The sequence below is a fragment of the Burkholderia sp. PR2 genome (assembly GCF_052372875.1).
GTDB classification, from domain to species: Bacteria; Pseudomonadota; Gammaproteobacteria; order Burkholderiales; family Burkholderiaceae; genus Burkholderia; species Burkholderia diffusa.
In genome coordinates this window covers 2,070,740-2,089,552 of record NZ_JBQRWH010000004.1, presented here as the reverse complement: position 1 = coordinate 2,089,552, position 18,813 = coordinate 2,070,740, and the positions used below count along the sequence as shown (strand labels likewise).

18 protein-coding genes are annotated in these 18,813 nt (G+C 64.7%); 15 read left to right on the top strand and 3 right to left on the bottom strand.

The window, feature by feature from the left end; translation table 11 throughout:
* Positions 1-2: 2 nt before the first annotated feature.
* From ACT2FV_RS26850 to ACT2FV_RS26805, 10 genes are all read left to right on the top strand, one after another.
* Positions 3-1,199: a 1-deoxy-D-xylulose-5-phosphate reductoisomerase gene (locus ACT2FV_RS26850; protein WP_059599926.1), complete on the top strand. Its 1,197-nt coding sequence runs from the start codon at positions 3-5 to the stop codon at positions 1,197-1,199.
* 11 nt (positions 1,200-1,210) lie between these two features.
* Positions 1,211-2,584: an RIP metalloprotease RseP gene (rseP, locus tag ACT2FV_RS26845; protein ID WP_444505145.1), complete on the top strand. Its 1,374-nt coding sequence runs from the start codon at positions 1,211-1,213 to the stop codon at positions 2,582-2,584.
* A 64-nt stretch (positions 2,585-2,648) separates the two neighbouring features.
* A complete protein-coding gene (gene bamA / locus ACT2FV_RS26840) occupies positions 2,649-4,955 on the top strand; it encodes an outer membrane protein assembly factor BamA (protein WP_059599928.1) in 2,307 nt (768 codons plus the stop codon).
* Between the two features lie 64 nt (positions 4,956-5,019).
* Positions 5,020-5,517 (top strand): OmpH family outer membrane protein, encoded by a 498-nt coding sequence (locus ACT2FV_RS26835; RefSeq protein ID WP_040144479.1) that lies wholly within the window; start codon positions 5,020-5,022, stop codon positions 5,515-5,517.
* A 16-nt stretch (positions 5,518-5,533) separates the two neighbouring features.
* Positions 5,534-6,613: a UDP-3-O-(3-hydroxymyristoyl)glucosamine N-acyltransferase gene (gene lpxD / locus ACT2FV_RS26830; protein ID WP_059679984.1), complete on the top strand. Its 1,080-nt coding sequence runs from the start codon at positions 5,534-5,536 to the stop codon at positions 6,611-6,613.
* Positions 6,614-6,743: 130 nt separating this feature from the next.
* A complete protein-coding gene (gene fabZ, locus ACT2FV_RS26825; RefSeq protein WP_006495559.1) occupies positions 6,744-7,211 on the top strand; it encodes a 3-hydroxyacyl-ACP dehydratase FabZ in 468 nt (155 codons plus the stop codon).
* A 58-nt stretch (positions 7,212-7,269) separates the two neighbouring features.
* Positions 7,270-8,058, top strand: a complete 789-nt coding sequence (lpxA, locus tag ACT2FV_RS26820; protein ID WP_124622457.1) for an acyl-ACP--UDP-N-acetylglucosamine O-acyltransferase — start codon at positions 7,270-7,272, stop codon at positions 8,056-8,058.
* A gap of 3 nt (positions 8,059-8,061) precedes the next feature.
* Entirely contained in the window at positions 8,062-9,231 is a 1,170-nt protein-coding gene (gene lpxB, locus ACT2FV_RS26815) for a lipid-A-disaccharide synthase (RefSeq protein WP_444505144.1), read from the top strand.
* Entirely contained in the window at positions 9,228-9,872 is a 645-nt protein-coding gene (gene rnhB, locus ACT2FV_RS26810; RefSeq protein ID WP_059599932.1) for a ribonuclease HII, read from the top strand. The genes lpxB and rnhB overlap by 4 nt, the downstream gene beginning before the upstream one ends.
* On the top strand, positions 9,869-10,651 hold the full coding sequence (locus ACT2FV_RS26805) for a TrmH family RNA methyltransferase (protein WP_151049415.1): 783 nt from the start codon (positions 9,869-9,871) through the stop codon (positions 10,649-10,651). Before rnhB ends, ACT2FV_RS26805 begins: the two co-directional genes overlap by 4 nt.
* Positions 10,652-10,709: 58 nt before the next feature.
* On the opposite strand, the gene ACT2FV_RS26800 is transcribed toward ACT2FV_RS26805, so the two are convergent.
* Both ACT2FV_RS26800 and ppsR read right to left on the bottom strand, forming a co-directional pair.
* Positions 10,710-11,932, bottom strand: a protein-coding gene (locus ACT2FV_RS26800) for an IS3 family transposase (protein ID WP_108064697.1) whose coding sequence is annotated in 2 segments (ribosomal slippage) — positions 10,710-11,564 and positions 11,567-11,932 — 1,221 coding nt in all. Because the reading frame shifts where the segments join, the coding sequence is not laid out codon by codon here.
* A 131-nt stretch (positions 11,933-12,063) separates the two neighbouring features.
* Positions 12,064-12,879, bottom strand: a complete 816-nt coding sequence (ppsR, locus tag ACT2FV_RS26795; protein WP_059450011.1) for a posphoenolpyruvate synthetase regulatory kinase/phosphorylase PpsR — start codon at positions 12,877-12,879, stop codon at positions 12,064-12,066.
* Between the two features lie 376 nt (positions 12,880-13,255).
* Here ppsR and ppsA point away from each other — a divergent pair, with 376 nt between their 5' ends.
* The 3 genes from ppsA to ACT2FV_RS26780 all read left to right on the top strand — a co-directional run bounded on the left by ppsA (position 13,256) and on the right by ACT2FV_RS26780 (position 17,265).
* A complete protein-coding gene (ppsA, locus tag ACT2FV_RS26790) occupies positions 13,256-15,655 on the top strand; it encodes a phosphoenolpyruvate synthase (RefSeq protein WP_444505143.1) in 2,400 nt (799 codons plus the stop codon).
* A gap of 206 nt (positions 15,656-15,861) precedes the next feature.
* Positions 15,862-16,296, top strand: coding sequence for an NfeD family protein (locus tag ACT2FV_RS26785; RefSeq protein WP_124622465.1), 435 nt, complete (start codon positions 15,862-15,864; stop codon positions 16,294-16,296).
* Positions 16,297-16,329: 33 nt separating this feature from the next.
* Complete coding sequence (locus tag ACT2FV_RS26780; RefSeq protein ID WP_059599936.1) at positions 16,330-17,265, top strand: SPFH domain-containing protein; 936 nt, start codon at positions 16,330-16,332, stop codon at positions 17,263-17,265.
* 225 nt (positions 17,266-17,490) lie between these two features.
* Here the strand turns inward: ACT2FV_RS26780 and smpB are convergent, their stop codons facing one another.
* A complete protein-coding gene (smpB, locus tag ACT2FV_RS26775) occupies positions 17,491-17,937 on the bottom strand; it encodes an SsrA-binding protein SmpB (RefSeq protein ID WP_059464267.1) in 447 nt (148 codons plus the stop codon).
* A 97-nt stretch (positions 17,938-18,034) separates the two neighbouring features.
* Here smpB and ACT2FV_RS26770 point away from each other — a divergent pair, with 97 nt between their 5' ends.
* Together ACT2FV_RS26770 and ACT2FV_RS26765 are read left to right on the top strand one after the other, a co-directional pair.
* Positions 18,035-18,472 carry a type II toxin-antitoxin system RatA family toxin gene (locus ACT2FV_RS26770; protein WP_059529356.1) on the top strand — a complete coding sequence of 146 codons (438 nt, stop codon included), beginning with the start codon at positions 18,035-18,037 and terminating at the stop codon, positions 18,470-18,472.
* A 4-nt stretch (positions 18,473-18,476) separates the two neighbouring features.
* Positions 18,477-18,800, top strand: coding sequence for an RnfH family protein (locus tag ACT2FV_RS26765; RefSeq protein ID WP_151049421.1), 324 nt, complete (start codon positions 18,477-18,479; stop codon positions 18,798-18,800).
* The last annotated feature ends 13 nt before the right edge of the window (positions 18,801-18,813 follow it).

The window sequence follows — 18,813 nt, the reverse complement described above, 5'->3', positions numbered from 1 at the left end:
TTATGCAAAAACGTCTGACACTGCTCGGTTCCACGGGCTCGATCGGAGACAGCACGCTCGACGTGGTCGCCCGCCATCCCGAGCGTTTCTCGGTCTACGCGCTGACCGCGCACCGCAACGGCGACAAGCTCGTCGAGCAGTGCCTGCGCTTCGCGCCCGAAATCGCGGTGGTCGGCGATGCGAACACGGCGGCGCACGTCGAGGCGAAACTGCGCGCGGCGGGCAGCAAGACCACGGTGCTGTACGGGCCGCAGGCGCTCGTCGACGTGTCGAAGAGCGACGGCTGCGATACGGTCGTCGCCGCGATCGTCGGCGCTGCAGGTCTTGCGCCGAGCCTCGCGGCCGCGCGTGCCGGCAAGCGCATCCTGCTCGCGAACAAGGAATCGCTCGTGATGTCGGGCGCGATCTTCATGGACGCCGTGCGCGACCATGGCGCGATCCTGCTGCCGGTCGACAGCGAACACAACGCGATCTTCCAGTGCATGCCGCGCGACGAGAACGAACACGGCGGGATTTCGAAGATCATCCTGACCGCATCGGGCGGCCCGTTCCGTACGCGCGAGCCGGCCACGCTCGTCGACGTGACGCCGGACGAAGCGTGCAAGCACCCGAACTGGGTGATGGGCCGCAAGATTTCCGTCGATTCCGCGACGATGATGAACAAGGGCCTCGAAGTGATCGAGGCGCACTGGATCTTCGGCTTGGCCGGTGACCGGATCGACGTGCTGATTCACCCGCAGAGCGTGATCCATTCGCTCGTGTCGTACCGCGACGGCTCGGTGCTCGCTCAGCTCGGCAACCCCGACATGCGCACGCCGATCGCGCACGCGCTCGCGTTCCCGGAGCGCGTCGACGCCGGTGTCGACCAGCTCGACCTCGCGCAAATCGCACAGCTGTCGTTCGAGAAGCCCGATTACACGCGCTTCCCGTGCCTCGCGCTCGCGCTGAAGGCGCTTGAGGAGGGCGGTATCGCGAGCGCCGCGTTGAACGCGGCGAACGAAATCGCGGTCGAAGCATTTCTCGAGCGCCGGATCGGCTTCATGGCGATCGCGGCGACGGTCGATGCGGTGCTCAACGCGCTGCCGAACCGTAACCCGAACGGGCTCGACGACGTCCTTGCGGCGGATGCCGAGGCACGCCGCCTCGCCGCCGAGATCATTGCGAAAGCGCCTGCGCCACGCGTGGAGCGCGCTGTCTGAATGAGGTGCTCATGAACGTGCTGGTCGAACTGATCGCGTTTGCCGTGGCGATCGGGGTGCTGGTCGTCGTGCATGAGTACGGACATTATCGCGTCGCGCGCTGGTGCGGCGTGAAGGTGCTGCGTTTCTCGATCGGCTTCGGTCAGCCCGTCGCGCGCTGGGTCAGCCGCAGGACGGGCACTGAATGGACGCTCTCCGCGTTGCCGCTGGGCGGTTACGTGAAGATGCTCGACGAGCGTGAACCGGGGTCGAGCGTCAAGCCCGAGGAACTCGATCAGGCGTTCAACCGGCAATCGGTGTTCAAGCGCATCGCGATCGTCGCCGCCGGCCCGATCGCGAACTTCCTGTTGGCAATCGTCCTCTTTTCCGCTGTATTCGCGACCGGCGTGACCGAGCCGGCCGCGGTGCTCGCGCCGCCGGCTGCCGGCACGGTGGCGGCTCGCGCGGGCTTCGACGGCAGCGAGACGATCGTGTCGATCCGCGACGCCGACGGCGGCGAGGCCGCGCCGGTGCGCTCGTGGTCGGACCTGCGCTGGAAGCTGCTGTCCGCCGCGTTCGATCATCGCGAGGTCGTGCTCGGCGCGCGCGACGGCGGTTCGGCGACGTTCGACTTCCGCGTCGACCTGCGCAATGTTCCCGAAAGCCAGCTCGACGACGATTTCATGATGCGCCTGGGCTTCGAGACCGGCGGCGGCACGCTGTCGGTGGCGTCGGTGCAGCCCGGCAGCGCGGCCGAGCAGGCGGGCCTGAAGGCCGGCGACAAGCTGCTGGCGCTCGACGGCAATCCGATTGGCGGCGCATCGCGCTTCATCGACGCGGTGAAGCACCATGCGGGCCAGCCGGTCGAGCTGCGGGTTGAGCGTGGCGGCGCGACGCAAACCGTGCAGATCGTGCCGCAGGCGCAGCGCGATGATGAAACGGGGCAGCAGATCGGCCGCATCGGCGCGTCGCTGTCGATGCACACGCCGTCGGTCGACGTGCGCTATGGGCCGATCGAGAGTCTGCGGCTCGGTGCGCACCGCACGTGGGACATTGCGATTTACTCGCTGAAGATGTTCGGACGGATGATCACGGGCGATGCGTCGCTGAAGAATCTCTCCGGCCCGGTGACGATTGCCGACTACGCCGGCAAGAGCGCGCGGCTCGGTCCGTCGGCCTTCCTGTCGTTCCTCGCCCTTGTCAGCATTAGCCTCGGGGTGCTGAACTTGCTGCCGATTCCCGTTTTGGACGGGGGGCATCTGTTATATTATCTGGTTGAAGCCGCGACCGGGAAAGCCGTCTCGGAGCGTTGGCAGCTGATTCTGCAAAGAGCCGGGTTGATCTGCATCGTCGCGTTGTCGGCGATCGCGCTGTTCAACGACCTGGCTCGGTTAATCCATTTCTGAAGCGTCAGGCGGCGGCCAGTCGGCCGCCGCCTGATTTGATGCAGCTAAATATTGGGGATGCACGTTGTTCAAACCTCATCGCTTTGTACCTAAGACAGTTGCAGCGGCCGCGCTAGCCGCGCACGGCCTCGCGGCGCATGCAGCGGCACCGTTCGTGGTGCAAGACATCAAGATCGAGGGGTTGCAGCGCGTCGAAGCGGGTTCGGTGTTTGCCTACCTGCCGATCAAGCAGGGCGATACCTTCACCGACGACAAGGCATCCGAAGCAATCCGCGCGCTGTACGCGACGGGCTTCTTCAACGACGTGCGCATCGCCACCCAGGGCAACGTCGTGATCGTGCAGGTGCAGGAGCGTCCGGCCATCGCGTCGATCGACTTCACCGGCACGAAGGAATTCGACAAGGACAACCTGACGAAGGCGCTGCGCGCGGTGGGTCTGGCCGACGGCCGCTACTACGACAAGGCGCTCGTCGACAAGGCGGAGCAGGAGCTCAAGCGTCAGTACCTGACGCGCGGCTTCTACGCGGCCGAGGTCAAGACGACGATCACGCCGGTCGACGCGAACCGCGTGTCGATCCTGTTCGCGGTCGCCGAAGGCCCGAGCGCGAAGATCCGCCAGATCAACTTCATCGGCAACAAGGCGTTCAGCACCAGCACGCTGCGCGACGAGATGCAACTGTCGACGCCGAACTGGTTCTCCTGGTACACGAAGAACGACCTGTACTCGAAGGAAAAGCTCACGGGCGACCTCGAGGCCGTGCGCTCGTACTACCTGAACCGCGGCTACCTCGAGTTCAACATCGAGTCGACCCAGGTGTCGATCTCGCCCGACAAGAAGGACATGTACCTGACGGTCACGCTGCACGAAGGCGAGCCGTACACGGTGTCGGGCATCAAGCTGTCGGGCAATCTGCTCGATCGCGAAGCCGAACTGAACAAGCTGATCAAGATCAAGCCGGGCGATCGTTTCTCGGCCGAAAAGCTGCAGCAAACGACGAAGTCGATCGTCGACAAGCTCGGCGAATACGGTTACGCATTTGCGACCGTCAACGCGCAGCCGGACATCGACCAGGCGAACCACAAGGTGAACCTGAACCTCGTCGTCGATCCGAGCCGCCGCGTGTACGTGCGCCGCATCAACGTGGTCGGCAACACGCGTACGCGCGACGAAGTCGTGCGCCGCGAAATGCGCCAGCTCGAAAGCTCGTGGTTCGATTCGAACCGCCTCGCGCTGTCGAAGGATCGCGTGAACCGTCTCGGCTACTTCACTAACGTCGACGTGACGACGGTGCCCGTCGAAGGCACGAACGACCAGGTCGACGTGAACGTGAAGGTCGATGAAAAGCCGACCGGCGCGATCACGCTGGGCGCGGGCTTCTCGTCGACGGACAAGGTGGTGCTGTCGGCCGGCGTGTCGCAGGACAACGTGTTCGGCTCGGGCACGAGCCTGTCGGTGAACGTCAATACCGCGAAGAGCTACCGTACGCTGACCGTCACACAGGTCGACCCGTACTTCACGGTCGACGGCATCAAGCGGATCACGGACGTCTACTACCGCACGTACCAGCCGCTCTACTATTCGACGAGCTCGAGCTTCCGGATCATCAGCGCGGGCGGCAACCTGAAGTTCGGCATTCCGTTCTCGGAAGTCGACACCGTCTACTTCGGCGCGGGCTTCGAGCAGAACCGTCTCGACGTCGACTCGAACACGCCGCAGAGCTACCAGGATTACGTGAACGAGTTCGGCCGCGTGTCGAACACGGTGCCGCTGACGGTCGCGTGGTCGCGCGACGCGCGTGACAGCGCGCTGATCCCGAGCCGCGGCTACTTCACGCAGGCGAACGTCGAATACGGCGTGCCGGTCGGCAAGATCCAGTACTACAAGGCCGACCTGCAGGCGCAGTACTACTATTCGTTCTCGCGTGGCTTCATCCTGGGCCTGAACCTGCAAGGCGGCTACGGTAACGGTATCGGCAACCCGTACCCGATCTTCAAGAACTACTACGCGGGCGGTATCGGCTCCGTGCGTGGCTACGAGCCGAGCTCGCTGGGCCCGCGCGATACGAAGACGAACGACCCGATCGGCGGTTCGAAGATGCTGGTCGGCAACATCGAGCTGACGTTCCCGCTGCCGGGCACCGGCTACGACCGCACGCTGCGCGTGTTCACGTTCCTCGACGGCGGTAACGTCTGGGGCAACGCGCCGGGCGGCACCAGTACCGGCGCGAACGGCCTGCGTTACGGCTACGGTGTGGGTCTCGCGTGGATCTCGCCGATCGGCCCGCTGAAGCTGAGCCTCGGCTTCCCGCTGCAGAAGCATGAAGGCGACCAGTACCAGAAATTCCAGTTCCAGATCGGGACGGCGTTTTGATCGAACGCATGACAACAGCAACGAGAGGGTAATTTTGCTAACCGGTAAGTTTTCGAAACGAGTGATGTGTGCGCTGACCGTTGCGCTGGCCTTGGGCGCGGCGACGGCACATGCTCAGGACGTCGCCCGCATCGCGGCGGTCAATTCGGATCGGATCCTGCGCGAGTCGGCGCCCGCCAAGGCGGCGCAGACGAAGCTCGAAGCCGAGTTCGCGAAGCGCGACAAGGATCTGCAGGACCTCGCGGCGCGTCTGAAGTCGATGTCCGACTCGCTGGACAAGAACGGCGCGTCGCTGTCGGCGGCCGATCGCGCACAAAAGCAGCGCGATCTCGCGCAGCTCGATACCGACTTCCAACGCAAGCAGCGCGAGTTTCGCGAAGACCTGAACCAGCGCCGCAACGAGGAACTCGCGGCGGTGCTGGAGCGTGCGAACAAGGTCATCAAGCAGATCGCCGAGCAGCAGAATTACGACCTGATCGTGCAGGAAGCCGTGTACGTCAGCCCGCGTATCGACATCACCGACAAGGTGCTCAAGGCGCTCGCGTCCGGCTCGACGAACTGAACGGAGCAGACGACGAATGGCATTGACGCTTGAGGCACTCGTAAAGCGGTTCGGCGGCGAGATCGCCGGCGACGCCCAGTGCAAGGTGGGCGGCCTCGCGCCGCTCGACCAGGCAGGCCCTCAGCAACTCGCGTTTCTCGCGAATCCGAAGTACCTGTCGCAGGTCGAGACGACCCGCGCCGGCGCGGTGCTGATCGCGCCGAAGGATCTCGAAAAGCTGGGCGCGGCCGCTGATGGCCGCAATTTCATCGTGACGCCGAATCCGTACGCGTACTTCGCGCGCGTCGCGCAGATGTTCATCGATCTCGCTACGCCGCCGCGCGCAGCCGGCGTGCATCCGAGCGCGACGATCGATCCGGCCGCGCAGGTGGCCGCGAGCGCGGTGATCGGTCCGCACGTGACGGTCGAGGCCGGCGCGGTGATCGAGGACGGCGTGCAGCTCGACGCGAACGTGTTCGTCGGCCGCGGCACCACGATCGGCGCCGGTTCGCACCTCTACCCGAACGCTTCGGTGTACCACGGCTGCAAGATCGGTCCGCGCGCGATCATTCATTCGGGTGCCGTGATCGGTTCCGACGGGTTCGGCTTCGCGCCGGATTTCGTCGGCGACGGCGATGCGCGTACCGGCAGCTGGGTCAAGATTCCGCAGGTCGGCGGCGTGTCGGTTGGCCCGGACGTCGAGATCGGTGCGAACACGACGATCGACCGCGGCGCGATGGCGGACACCGTCATCGAGGAATGCGTGAAGATCGACAACCAGGTGCAGATCGCCCACAACTGCCGGATCGGCGCCTATACGGTGATCGCCGGCAAGGCGGGCATCGCGGGCAGCACGACGATCGGCCGCCACTGCATGATCGGCGGCGCGGCCGGGATCGCCGGCCATGTGACGCTTGGCGACTATGTCATCATCACCGCGAATTCGGGCGTGTCGAAGTCGCTGCCGAAGGCAGGTATCTACACGAGCGCGTTCCCGGCCGTCGACCACGGCGAATGGAACAAGAGCGCCGCGCTCGTGCGCAACCTCGACAAGCTGCGCGACCGCATCAAGGCGCTCGAGACCGCGCTGGCCGCCCAGGGCGGCACGGACGCCTGACCGACACCATGCGAGACCACGAACCGGGCACGGCCAGCGCATTCGGCCCGGTTTGCCAGACTGGGCCGCGCGGCGGCCCGCTTCAGCTTTTGCATCACCACCGCGCAGCTTCTGCGTGAGACGAACCATCATGAGCACTGAAAAAATCAATCTCGACATCCACAAGATCCTCACGCTGCTGCCGCATCGCTACCCGATTCTGCTCGTCGATCGCGTGCTCGAACTCGAGCCGCACAAGGGAATCAAAGCGCTGAAGAACGTGTCGATCAACGAGCCGTTCTTTCAGGGGCACTTCCCGAAGCGGCCGGTGATGCCGGGTGTGCTGATCCTCGAGGCGCTCGCTCAGGCGGCCGCGCTGCTGACGTTCGCGGAAGAGCAGCCGAAGGATCCGGAAAACACGCTGTACTACTTCGTCGGCATCGACGGTGCGCGCTTCAAGCGTGTCGTCGAACCGGGCGATCAGCTGATTCTGAACGTGACGTTCGAACGCTACATCCGCGGCATCTGGAAGTTCAAGGCGGTGGCGGAAGTGGACGGCAAGGTGGCGGCGGAAGCCGAATTGATGTGCACGGTCAAGACGGCCGACGCGGCGCCCTGAGCGACGCGGCACGCATGGGTAACGTAACGCGACACATCACATCGAGAGGCAACGGCGCATGACCAGGATTCATCCTACCGCGATCGTCGAACCGGGCGCGCAGATCGACGAGTCCGTCGAGATCGGGCCGTACGCGGTCGTCGGGCCGCACGTCACGATCGGCGCGCGTACGACGATCGGCTCGCACAGCGTGATCGAAGGTCACACGACGCTCGGCGAGGACAACCGCATCGGCCATTACGCGTCGGTCGGCGGCCGTCCGCAGGACATGAAGTACAAGGACGAGCCGACGAAGCTCGTGATCGGCAACCGCAACACGATCCGCGAATTCACGACGATCCACACCGGAACCGTGCAGGACGCGGGCGTGACGACGCTCGGCGACGACAACTGGATCATGGCCTATGTGCACATCGGTCATGACTGCCGAGTCGGCAACAACGTGATCCTGTCGAGCAACGCGCAGATGGCCGGTCACGTCGAGATCGGCGACTGGGCGATCGTCGGCGGGATGTCGGGCGTGCACCAGTTCGTGCGCATCGGTGCGCACTCGATGCTGGGTGGCGCCTCGGCGCTCGTGCAGGACGTGCCGCCGTTCGTGATCGCGGCCGGCAACAAGGCCGAGCCGCACGGCATCAACGTCGAAGGCCTGCGCCGGCGCGGTTTCTCGCCCGACGCGATCTCGGCGCTGCGCAGCGCGTACCGCCTGCTGTACAAGAACGGCCTGTCGCTCGAGGAAGCGAAGGTGCAGTTGCGCGAGCTGGCGGCCGCGGGTGGCGAAGGCGACGCAGCGGTCACGGCGCTCGTCGCGTTCATCGACGCGTCCCAACGCGGCATCATCCGCTAAGCGATGTCGCTCCCGACCAATCAGCTCCGGCTCGCGATGGTGGCCGGCGAGCCGTCGGGCGATTTGCTCGCGGCGTCGCTGCTCGGCGGGCTTCAAGAGCGGCTGCCCGCGTCGACCCACTACTACGGGATCGGCGGGCAGCGGATGCTCGCGCACGGCTTCGACTCGCATTGGCAGATGGACAAGCTGACGGTGCGCGGCTACGTCGAGGCGCTGGGCCAGATTCCCGAAATCCTGCGGATTCGCGGCGAACTGAAGCGCCAGCTGCTCGCGGAGCGGCCCGACGCATTCATCGGCGTCGACGCACCCGATTTCAACTTCAACGTGGAGCAGGCCGCGCGCGACGCGGGCATCCCGTCGATCCACTTCGTGTGCCCGTCGATCTGGGCATGGCGCGGCGGGCGGATCAAGAAGATCGCGAAGTCCGTCGACCACATGCTGTGCCTGTTCCCGTTCGAGCCGGCGATCCTCGACAAGGCGGGCGTCGCATCGACGTATGTCGGCCACCCGCTGGCCGACGAGATTCCGCTCGAGCCCGACACGCACGGCGCGCGCATCGCGCTGGGCCTGCCCGTGGACGGCCCCGTGATCGCGGTGCTGCCGGGCAGCCGGCGCTCGGAGATCGGGCTGATCGGCCCGACGTTCTTCGCGGCGATGGCGCTGATGCAACAGCGCGAGCCCGGTGTGCGGTTCGTGATGCCGGCTGCGACGCCCGCGCTGCGCGAACTGCTGCAGCCGCTCGTCGACGCGCATCCGCAGCTGGCGCTGACGATCACCGACGGCCGCTCGCAGGTCGCGATGACCGCCGCCGACGCGATCCTCGTGAAGAGTGGCACCGTCACGCTGGAAGCCGCGCTGCTCAAGAAGCCGATGGTGATCTCGTACAAGGTGCCCTGGCTGACCGGGCAGATCATGCGCCGGCAGGGCTATCTGCCGTACGTCGGCTTGCCGAACATCCTGGCGGGGCGCTTCGTCGTGCCCGAGCTGCTGCAGCATTTCGCGACGCCCGAGGCGCTCGCCGATGCGACGCTCACGCAGCTGCGCGACGACGCGAACCGTCGCACGCTGACCGAAGTGTTTACCGAAATGCATCTCTCGTTGCGGCAGAACACGGCCGCGAAGGCGGCCGAAGCGGTCGTGCGCGTGCTCGAACAACGCAAGGGGCGCGCATGACGGCAGCTCGTGCACCACGCCGCCGCGCGTCGAGCGACGTGCAGGGCGGCTTCGACTTCAGCCGGCCCGACGAGATCGTTTGTGGCGTCGACGAAGCGGGCCGCGGCCCGCTCGCGGGGCCGGTGGTGGCCGCTGCGGTGATCCTCGATCCGGCCCAGCCGATCGACGGGCTCGACGATTCGAAGGCGCTGTCCGCGAAGAAGCGCGATGCGCTGTACGATCTGATCGTCGCGCGTTCGCGCGCGTATTGCGTCGCGTCGGCAAGCGTCGACGAAATCGATACGCTGAACATCCTGCACGCGACGATGCTCGCGATGAAGCGTGCCGTCGAGGGGCTGTCGGTCCTGCCGACGCTCGCGCAGATCGACGGCAACCGCTGCCCGACGCTGACGGTGCGTGCCGAGGCGATCGTCAGCGGCGATGCGCTCGTACCGAGCATCTCGGCCGCGTCGATCCTCGCGAAGGTCACGCGCGACCGCATGCTCGTCGACCTGCACGAACGCTTCCCGGTGTACGGTTTCAACGTGCATGCGGGCTACGGCACCGCGAAACACCTTGCCGCGCTGCGCGAGCACGGCCCGTGCGAAGCGCACCGGCGCTCGTTCGCGCCCGTGCGCGCGGCACTCGATCTGATTCGATGAAAAGCATTACTTCCCGCGACAACCCGCTGTACAAGCGCCTGAAGGCGCTCGCGGGTTCGACGCCCCATCAGCGCCGCAGCGGCCAGGCGCTGCTCGAGGGTTTCCACCTCGCCAGCGCGTATCTCGATACGGGCGCGACACCCGAGCTGTGCGTCGCGACCGAAGGCGCGCTCGCGCACGACGAAGCGCAGGCGATCATCGCGCGCGTCGACGCGCAGCGGGTCGTCACGCTGCCCGACGCCTTGTTCGGGCAACTGTCGAACGTGGTCAGCGGTGTCGGTTTCCTGTTGCTCGTCGACCGGCCCGCGCAGCCGCTGCCGGAGCGCGTCACGCAGACGTCGGTCGTGCTCGACGGCGTGCAGGACGCCGGCAACGTCGGCTCGATCCTGCGTAGCGCGGCGGCCGCCGGCGTGCGGCACGTATTCTGTGCGCCGGGCACCGCCTATGCGTGGTCGTCGAAGGTGTTGCGTTCCGGCATGGGCGCGCATTTCCTGCTGTCGATCCATGAGGACGTTGACGCTGCCGTGCTCGCCGAACGCCTCGACGTGCCGGTCGCGCTGACCGATTCGCACGGCGCGCAGGCAGTCTACGACTGCGACCTGGCCGGCCCCGTTGCATGGGTGTTCGGCAACGAGGGTGCTGGCGTATCGGCATTCTGGCGCGACGCGGCCACGCATCGCGTGACGATTCCGCAGCCGGGCGGGATGGAGTCGCTGAATGTTGCCGCAGCAGCAGCGGTGTGCCTGTTCGAGCAGGTGCGGCAGCAGCGGCCTGCGTGATGCCGCATGCGGGCATTTCGCATGTCAAGTCCTGGAATAGGTTGACAGTATCCAGGCGCTAGAACGCCCGATGCACCGCATCGGGCGTTTTGTATTTCAGCGCGGCATGTGGCCGTTCATGGTTGTAGATGTGTACCGACTGTTCGACCATCTTGGCGGCCTGTTCAAGGTCCGCAGGACGTTGCAACAGGAACTCCCCCTTGAGAATGCCGTTGACCCGCTCAGCCAGCGCATTCTGATAGCAGTCGTAGCCGTCCGTCATTGAACAGCGCAGGCCGTGATGCCGATGGATGTCCTGATAGTAGGTCGAACAGTACTGGACCCCGCGATCGGAGTGATGGATCAACGGCTGCCGGCTCCGGCGCTTGCGCAACGCCTTCTTGAGCGCCTGACTGACCTGCTCGGTTTGCAGGCTGTCGTGAACGTGATGACCGACGATCTTGCGCGAGAACGCATCCGTGACGAGACTCAAATACACAAACGGGCCAGCCGTCGGCAGATACGTGATGTCGGCCACCCACACTTGTTCGGGGCCGGTCGGCACGATTTGATCCGGCCCGGGTTTCAGTAGATTCGGATGACGCCGGAAGCGGTGATGGCTATGGGTGGTCTTGTGATACGCCCGGTGCGGTACGACCAGTAGGCGCGCGGCACGCAGCACGTCGAACAGCCGATCTCGCCCCAGCTTGATGCCGCGCTCGACCAACGCTGGCCCGAGCAGATGATGGAGCTTGCGTGTGCCCAGCCTCGGCTGGCGAAGCCGCACGTCTCGCACCAGCGCAGTGACGGTCTCGCTCTGCGAGCAACGGTGTTCCTCGCTGCGGCATCGCTTGTAATACGCTTGGCGGCTGATACCCATGTATCGGCAGGCCCGCTCGACGCTCAGCTTTTCGATCCGCTTTTGCGCGACGACCTGCCTGAAGGCTTTTTTACGGTGATCCCGTAATCCTTGCGCATCACGTCGACCACGGCTTCGAATAGCGCGGCTTTCTCCTGCGCCTGTCGCAACTGCGTCTCCAACTCCTTGATGCGCTGCTCCGGTGTGAGCGGCTTTGAGTCTTGCTTTGACATGGTGGAACCCGATCGCGCACGGCCGGATGGATCGGCCCAATCCTGCAAGCCGTGCTTACGTAACCATACCAGCACGGTCGAGCGCCCCTGGATGCCGTAGCGTCGCTGTGCCTCTTTGTACGTCAGTTCGCCTTTTTCGACCTGCGCCACCACCGACAGTTTAAAAGCCAGGCTGTAGTCCCGCTGCGTTCGCTTGATCCCTTGCTCCATTTGGCACCTCTTCGTTTCGGCGAAAAAGTGTCAACCTATTTCAGGACGGGTCAGCACCACAAAAAAAGGCCGCGTTCGACGCGGCCTTTTTGTTTCCGGCGGCGGCCAGTTGGCCGCAAGCGCGCAGGCGCTCAGTACGACTGCCGGTCGAGGCGGATTTCCTGCAGGATCGTCGTCGCGATCTCCTCGATCGACTTGTGCGTCGACGACAGCCACTTGATCCCTTCGCGGCGCATCATCGCTTCGGCCTCGTTGATCTCGTAGCGGCAGTTCTCGGGTGCCGCGTACTTGCTCCCCGGCCGGCGCTCGTTGCGAATCTCCGACAGGCGCTGCGGGTCGATCGACAGCCCGAACAGCTTGTCGCGATGCGGCGACAGCGCCGACGGCAGCTTGCCGCGCTCGAAGTCTTCCGGAATCAGCGGATAGTTGGCTGCCTTCACGCCGTACTGCATCGCGAGATACAGGCTCGTCGGCGTCTTGCCGCTGCGCGACACGCCGACCAGGATCACGTCGGCCTCCGACAGGTTGCGGTTCGACTGGCCATCGTCGTGCGCGAGCGAGAAGTTGATCGCCTCGATCCGCGTCTTGTATTCCTCGGTATCGGCGTTCTGGTGGCCGCGGCCCATCGCGTGGCTCGACTTCAGCTCCAGTTCCTGCTCGAGCGGCTCGACGAAGCGCTGGAACATGTCCAGCACGAGCGCGTTCGAGCGCTTGACGATGTCGTTCGACTCGCTGTCGACGAGCGTCGTGAACACGATCGCACGGCGGCCGTCGTGCACCGCGGCTTCGTTGATCTTCTCGACGGTCGCGAAGGCCTTGTCGAGCGAGTCGACGAATGGCAAGCGCACGAGGCGGAATTTCTGGTCGAACTGGGAGAGGATCGAGTGCGCGAAGGTTTCGGCAGTGATCCCGGTGCCGTCGGAGACGATGAAAACGGTAGGCAGCATGAATCTGGGCGTCGAACGTGAAGGGCGGTTGCGCGGGCAGCTGGAGGTTCGCCTCCAGACGCAGTGAGAAGGTCGCGCCACATCCGGCAGCCGGCACGGTAGAATAGCGGCAACCTGTTGGATAAGCAATTGCGGGGGCAGGGTGCGAACGGCACCTCGGGCTGGCCGTGATCGATCTGAAACTCCCGGCAAGTTCGGCGATTTGTCTGAATGTATCGCCTTTCTGCCGGGATTTTTGCAAATCGGGTCGGAAGATTTTCCGCTGCTGCGATTGTTTCTCCAACAGGTTGCGCAAGACGCGCCGCGCCTTTTTGCAAGCGCCCGCGTCCGAGCCCACTTGCGCAATCGAGCATTTTTTTCACACTTAGGGGCTTGTATGACTAACGCAGCAAACGTCGCAAAGGACCAGGCGTATGTAATCCCGTTCGAGCAGTTGCGGATGACCGATGTGGAGATCGTGGGCGGCAAGAATGCGTCGCTCGGCGAGATGATCAGCCAGCTTTCCGAAGCAGGCGTTCGCGTACCCACCGGTTTCGCCACGACCGCGCTCGCATTCCGCGATTTCCTCAAGCACAACGATCTGACCGATCGCATCGCCAAGCGTCTCGAGTCGCTCGACATCGACGACGTGAAGGCGCTCGCCGAAGCCGGTGCCGAAATCCGCAAGTGGATCGTCGATGCACCGCTGCAGGCGCGTCTTGAGCAGGAAATCCGCGCACAGTTCGAAATCCTGAAGAACGGCTCGCCGGGCGAGCTGTCGTTCGCCGTGCGTTCGTCCGCGACCGCGGAAGACTTGCCCGACGCCTCCTTTGCCGGTCAGCAGGAGTCGTACCTGAACGTCGTCGGCATCGAGGACGTGCTCGATCGTATGAAGCACGTGTTCGCGTCGCTGTACAACGACCGCGCGATCTCGTACCGCGTGCACAAGGGCTTCACGCACGCCGAAGTCGCGCTGTCGGCCGGCGTGCAGCGCATGGTCCGCTCGGACGTCGGCGCGGCCGGCGTGATGTTCACGATCGACACCGAATCGGGCTTCAAGGACGCCGTGTTCATCACGTCGAGCTACGGCCTGGGCGAAACCGTCGTGCAGGGTGCCGTGAACCCGGACGAGTTCTACGTATTCAAGACGACGCTCGCACAGGACAAGTACCCGATCATCCGCCGCTCGATCGGCTCGAAGCTGATCAAGATGGAATTCACGCAGCCGGGCGAGCCGGGCCGCGTGAAGACGGTCGACGTGCCGCACGAGCAGCGCAACCGCTACTCGATCACCGACGAAGACGTGATCGAGCTGGCGAAGTACGCGGTCATCATCGAAAAGCACTACCAGCGTCCGATGGACATCGAGTGGGGCAAGGACGGCCGCGACGGCAAGATCTTCATCCTGCAGGCGCGTCCGGAAACGGTGAAGAGCCAGTCGACCGGCAAGGCCGAGCAGCGCTTCAAGCTGAAAGGCCAGTCGCAGGTGCTGGCGACGGGCCGCGCGATCGGCCAGAAGATCGGCGCGGGCCCCGTGCGCGTGATCCAGGATCCGTCGGAAATGGAACGCGTGCAGCCGGGCGACGTGCTGGTGGCGGACATGACCGACCCGAACTGGGAGCCGGTGATGAAGCGTGCGGCGGCGATCGTCACGAACCGTGGCGGCCGGACCTGCCACGCGGCGATCATCGCGCGTGAGCTCGGCGTGCCGGCAGTCGTCGGCTGCGGCGACGCGACCGACGTGCTGAAGGACGGCGCGCTCGTCACGGTGTCGTGCGCGGAAGGCGACGAAGGCAAGATCTATGACGGGCTGCTCGAGACGGAAGTCACGGAAGTGCAGCGCGGCGAACTGCCGGAAATTCCGGTCAAGATCATGATGAACGTCGGCAACCCGCAGCTCGCGTTCGACTTCTCGCAGTTGCCGAACGCCGGCGTGGGCCTCGCGCGTCTCGAGTTCATCATCAACAACAACATCGGCGTGCACCCGAAGGCGATCCTCGAGTATCCGAACATCGACCAGGATCTGAAGAAGGCCGTCGAGAGCGTCGCGCGCGGTCACGCGTCGCCGCGCCAGTTCTACGTCGACAAGCTGACGGAAGGCGTTGCGACGATCGCCGCGGCGTTCTATCCGAAGCCCGTGATCGTGCGTCTGTCCGACTTCAAGTCGAACGAGTACAAGAAGCTGATCGGCGGTTCGCGCTACGAGCCGGACGAGGAAAACCCGATGCTGGGCTTCCGCGGCGCGTCGCGCTACATCGCCGAAGACTTCGCGCAGGCCTTCGAGATGGAGTGCCGTGCACTGAAGCGCGTGCGCGACGAGATGGGCCTGACCAACGTCGAGATCATGGTGCCGTTCGTGCGGACCGTGAAGCAGGCGGCGCGCGTCGTCGGCCTGCTCGAGAAGTTCGGCCTGAAGCGCGGCGAGAACGGCCTGCGCCTCGTGATGATGTGTGAAGTCCCGACCAACGCGATCCTCGCCGAAGAGTTCCTCGAGCACTTCGACGGTTTCTCGATCGGTTCGAACGACCTCACGCAGCTCACGCTCGGCCTCGACCGCGACTCGGGCATGGAACTGCTGGCCGTCGACTTCGACGAACGCGACCCGGCCGTCAAGTTCCTGCTCAAGCGGGCGATCGATACCTGCCGCAAGATGGGCAAGTACGTCGGTATCTGCGGCCAGGGCCCGTCCGATCACCCGGACTTCGCGCAATGGCTGACCGACGAAGGCATCGTGTCGATCTCGCTGAACCCGGACACGATCATCGATACGTGGCAGGCACTCGCCAACCGGAAGTAACGGTCAATGCCCGTTCGGCGCAAGCGCGGTACCGCCGCGCTTGTGTTGAAGGCAAAATGCAAGGTTCGTGTTATAAACACCCCGGTAAGCACCGGGGTGTTTTTGTTTGTCGGTACGTAACGGGGCGACCTGGGCGTGTCGGTTGCGTCCGCTTGCCGCGGCGAAGAATATAGTGAACGTACGGGGCCGTTTTTCTGGAGACCACAATGATGTCGGGGCATCTGTTCTGGTGGGGCGCGGTGGGCGTGCTGGTCGTGGCCGAGTTGCTCACGGGCACGTTCTACCTGCTGATGATTGCGCTCGGCTTTCTCGCGGGCGGATTGCTGCAACTGGCCGGTTTCGCGCCGCACGTGCAGTTCGGCGTGGCCGGCGCGGTCGCGATCATCGCGATGATCGTGCTGCGCCGCTCGGGGCTCGGGCGCAAGCAGAAGCGCGACACGTCGACGAATCCCGACGTCAATCTCGATATCGGCTCGACCGTCACGGTCGACGCGTGGCATGACGGCCGCGCGCGCGTTCAATATCGCGGCGCCGACTGGGACGTCGAACTCGCGCACGGCGAGCGCGACGATGTGCACGTGTATCAGGTGCGCGCCGTGCGCGGCAACTGTCTCGTGGTCGTAGCGAAACCCGCGGGCTGATCGTCCGCTGATACAACAAGGAGGGAATATTTCATGGATTCGCTGATCATCTGGGTCGTCCTGCTCGTCATCGCCATCGTGATCGTGTCGAAGACGGTGAAGATCGTGCCGCAGCAGCATGCGTGGGTGCTCGAACGCTTCGGGCGCTATCACGCGACGCTGTCGCCCGGTCTCAATATCGTGCTGCCGTTTGTCGACCGGATCGCCTACCGGCACGTGCTGAAGGAGATTCCGCTCGACGTGCCGAGCCAGGTTTGCATCACGCGCGACAACACGCAACTGCAGGTCGACGGCGTGCTGTACTTCCAGGTGACCGATCCGATGAAAGCCTCTTACGGATCGAGCAACTTCGTGCTCGCGATCACGCAACTCGCGCAGACGACGCTACGGTCGGTGGTCGGCAAGCTCGAACTCGACAAGACCTTCGAGGAACGCGACTTCATCAACCACAACATCGTGTCGGCGCTCGATCAGGCTGCCGCGAACTGGGGCGTGAAAGTGCTGCGTTACGAGATCAAGGACCTGACGCCGCCGAAGGAGATCCTCCACGCGATGCAGGCGCAGATCACCGCCGAGCGGGAAAAGCGCGCGCTGATCGCCGCATCGGAAGGCCGCAAGCAGGAGCAGATCAACCTCGCGTCGGGCGCACGCGAGGCGGCGATCCAGAAGTCCGAAGGCGAGCGGCAGGCCGCGATCAACCAGGCGCAGGGCGAGGCGGCCGCGATTCTCGCGGTGGCCGAGGCGAACGCGCAGGCCATCCAGAAGATCGCGAACGCGATCCAGTCGCAGGGCGGGATGGACGCCGTGAACCTGAAGGTTGCCGAGCAGTACGTCGGCGCATTCTCGAACCTCGCGAAACAGGGCAACACGCTGATCGTGCCGGCGAACCTGTCGGATCTCGGCACCGCGATCGCGTCGGCGCTGACGATCGTCAAGAACGCGGCGCCGGCCGCGGGCGGAAAGGCCTGAGCGCAGGCGCGGCCCGGTGAGCCGTCCGGCGGCTGCGTGCGGCCGACGTGCGGCGAATCGTCGCGCTATGGAATCGCGATCCTGCTCGCATGACGATGGGCGGCGCAGGGTTGCATCGGTGACCGTGAGCGGCTGCTCGATCGGCGCACATACGCATCACGGCTCACAAAAGCACACGGCCCGCTTCGAGCGGGCCGTGTCGTTTGCGATGCGGGACGTTGCGCGTCAGGCACCGGCGCGCATGATGCGCGCCTTTTCGCGCTCCCAGTCGCGTTTCTTCTCGGTTTCGCGCTTGTCGTGCAGTTTCTTGCCTTTCGCGAGCGCGATGTCGCATTTCACGCGACCGCCCTTGTAGTGGAAGTTCAGCGGCACGAGCGTATAGCCGCGCTGCTCAACCTTGCCGATCAGTTTCTTGATTTCGTCACGGTGCAGCAGCAGCTTGCGCGTGCGGACCGGATCGGGCTTGATGTGCGTCGAGGCTTCGGGCAGCGGGCTGATGTGGGTGCCGATCAGGAAGATCTCGGCGTTCTTGACCACGACGTAGCCTTCCTTGATCTGGCCGCGCCCGGCGCGCAGCGCCTTGACTTCCCAGCCCTCAAGCACGAGCCCCGCCTCGTAGCGTTCCTCGATGTGATAATCGAAGTGCGCTTTCCTGTTGTCGATGATGCTCATGAAAGGATCGGGCCAACTCGTTTAAAATCACGATTTTAGCAAAGCGGGGCGGTAATCGCCCGGCTTGCGTTCTTACTTGAGCGATGCCGCGCGATTTATGGCAGATGTCCAGAAAACCGTATTGATCCGTCACTCGGCGGAACAGATGTTCGACCTCGTCACCGACGTGGCCGATTACCCCAATTTCCTGCCCTGGTGCGGCGGCGTCGAGATTCGCCGTCAGGACGACAGCGGGATGGAAGCGCGCATCGACATCAACTTCAAGGGCATCAAGCAGCATTTCGCGACGCGCAACACGCAGCAGCGCCCGACACGCATCGACATGGAGTTCGCGGACGGCCCGTTCCGGAAGTTCACGGGTTCGTGGCGCTTCATCCCGCTGCGCTCCGACGCATGCAAGATCGAATTTGCGCTGCACTACGAGTTCTCGAGCATCCTGCTCGAGAAGATCATCGGGCCGGTGTTCAGCCATATCGCGAACACGTTCGTCGATTCGTTCGTCAAGCGCGCCGACCAGCGCTACGGGAAGGGGTGACGCGATGCTGTCGATCGAAGTCTGTTACGCGCTGCCGGATCGCCAGACGCTGATTGCGGTGTCGCTGCCCGAAGGCGCGACCGTGCGCGCGGCGATCGACGCGAGCGGCGTGCTCGCGCTGCACCCGGAAATCAACCTCGCGCATGCAAAAACCGGCGTGTTCGGCAAGCTCGCGCCGCTCGACGCGCCGCTCGCCGATCATGACCGTGTCGAGATCTACCGCCCGTTGATCGTCGATCCGAAGCTCGCGCGCCAGCGGCGCGTCGACAAGACCCGCCGCGAGGGTTCCATCGAGGGCCGCAAGTGGATGCACAAGGACGCGCGCTGACGCGTCGCGCCAG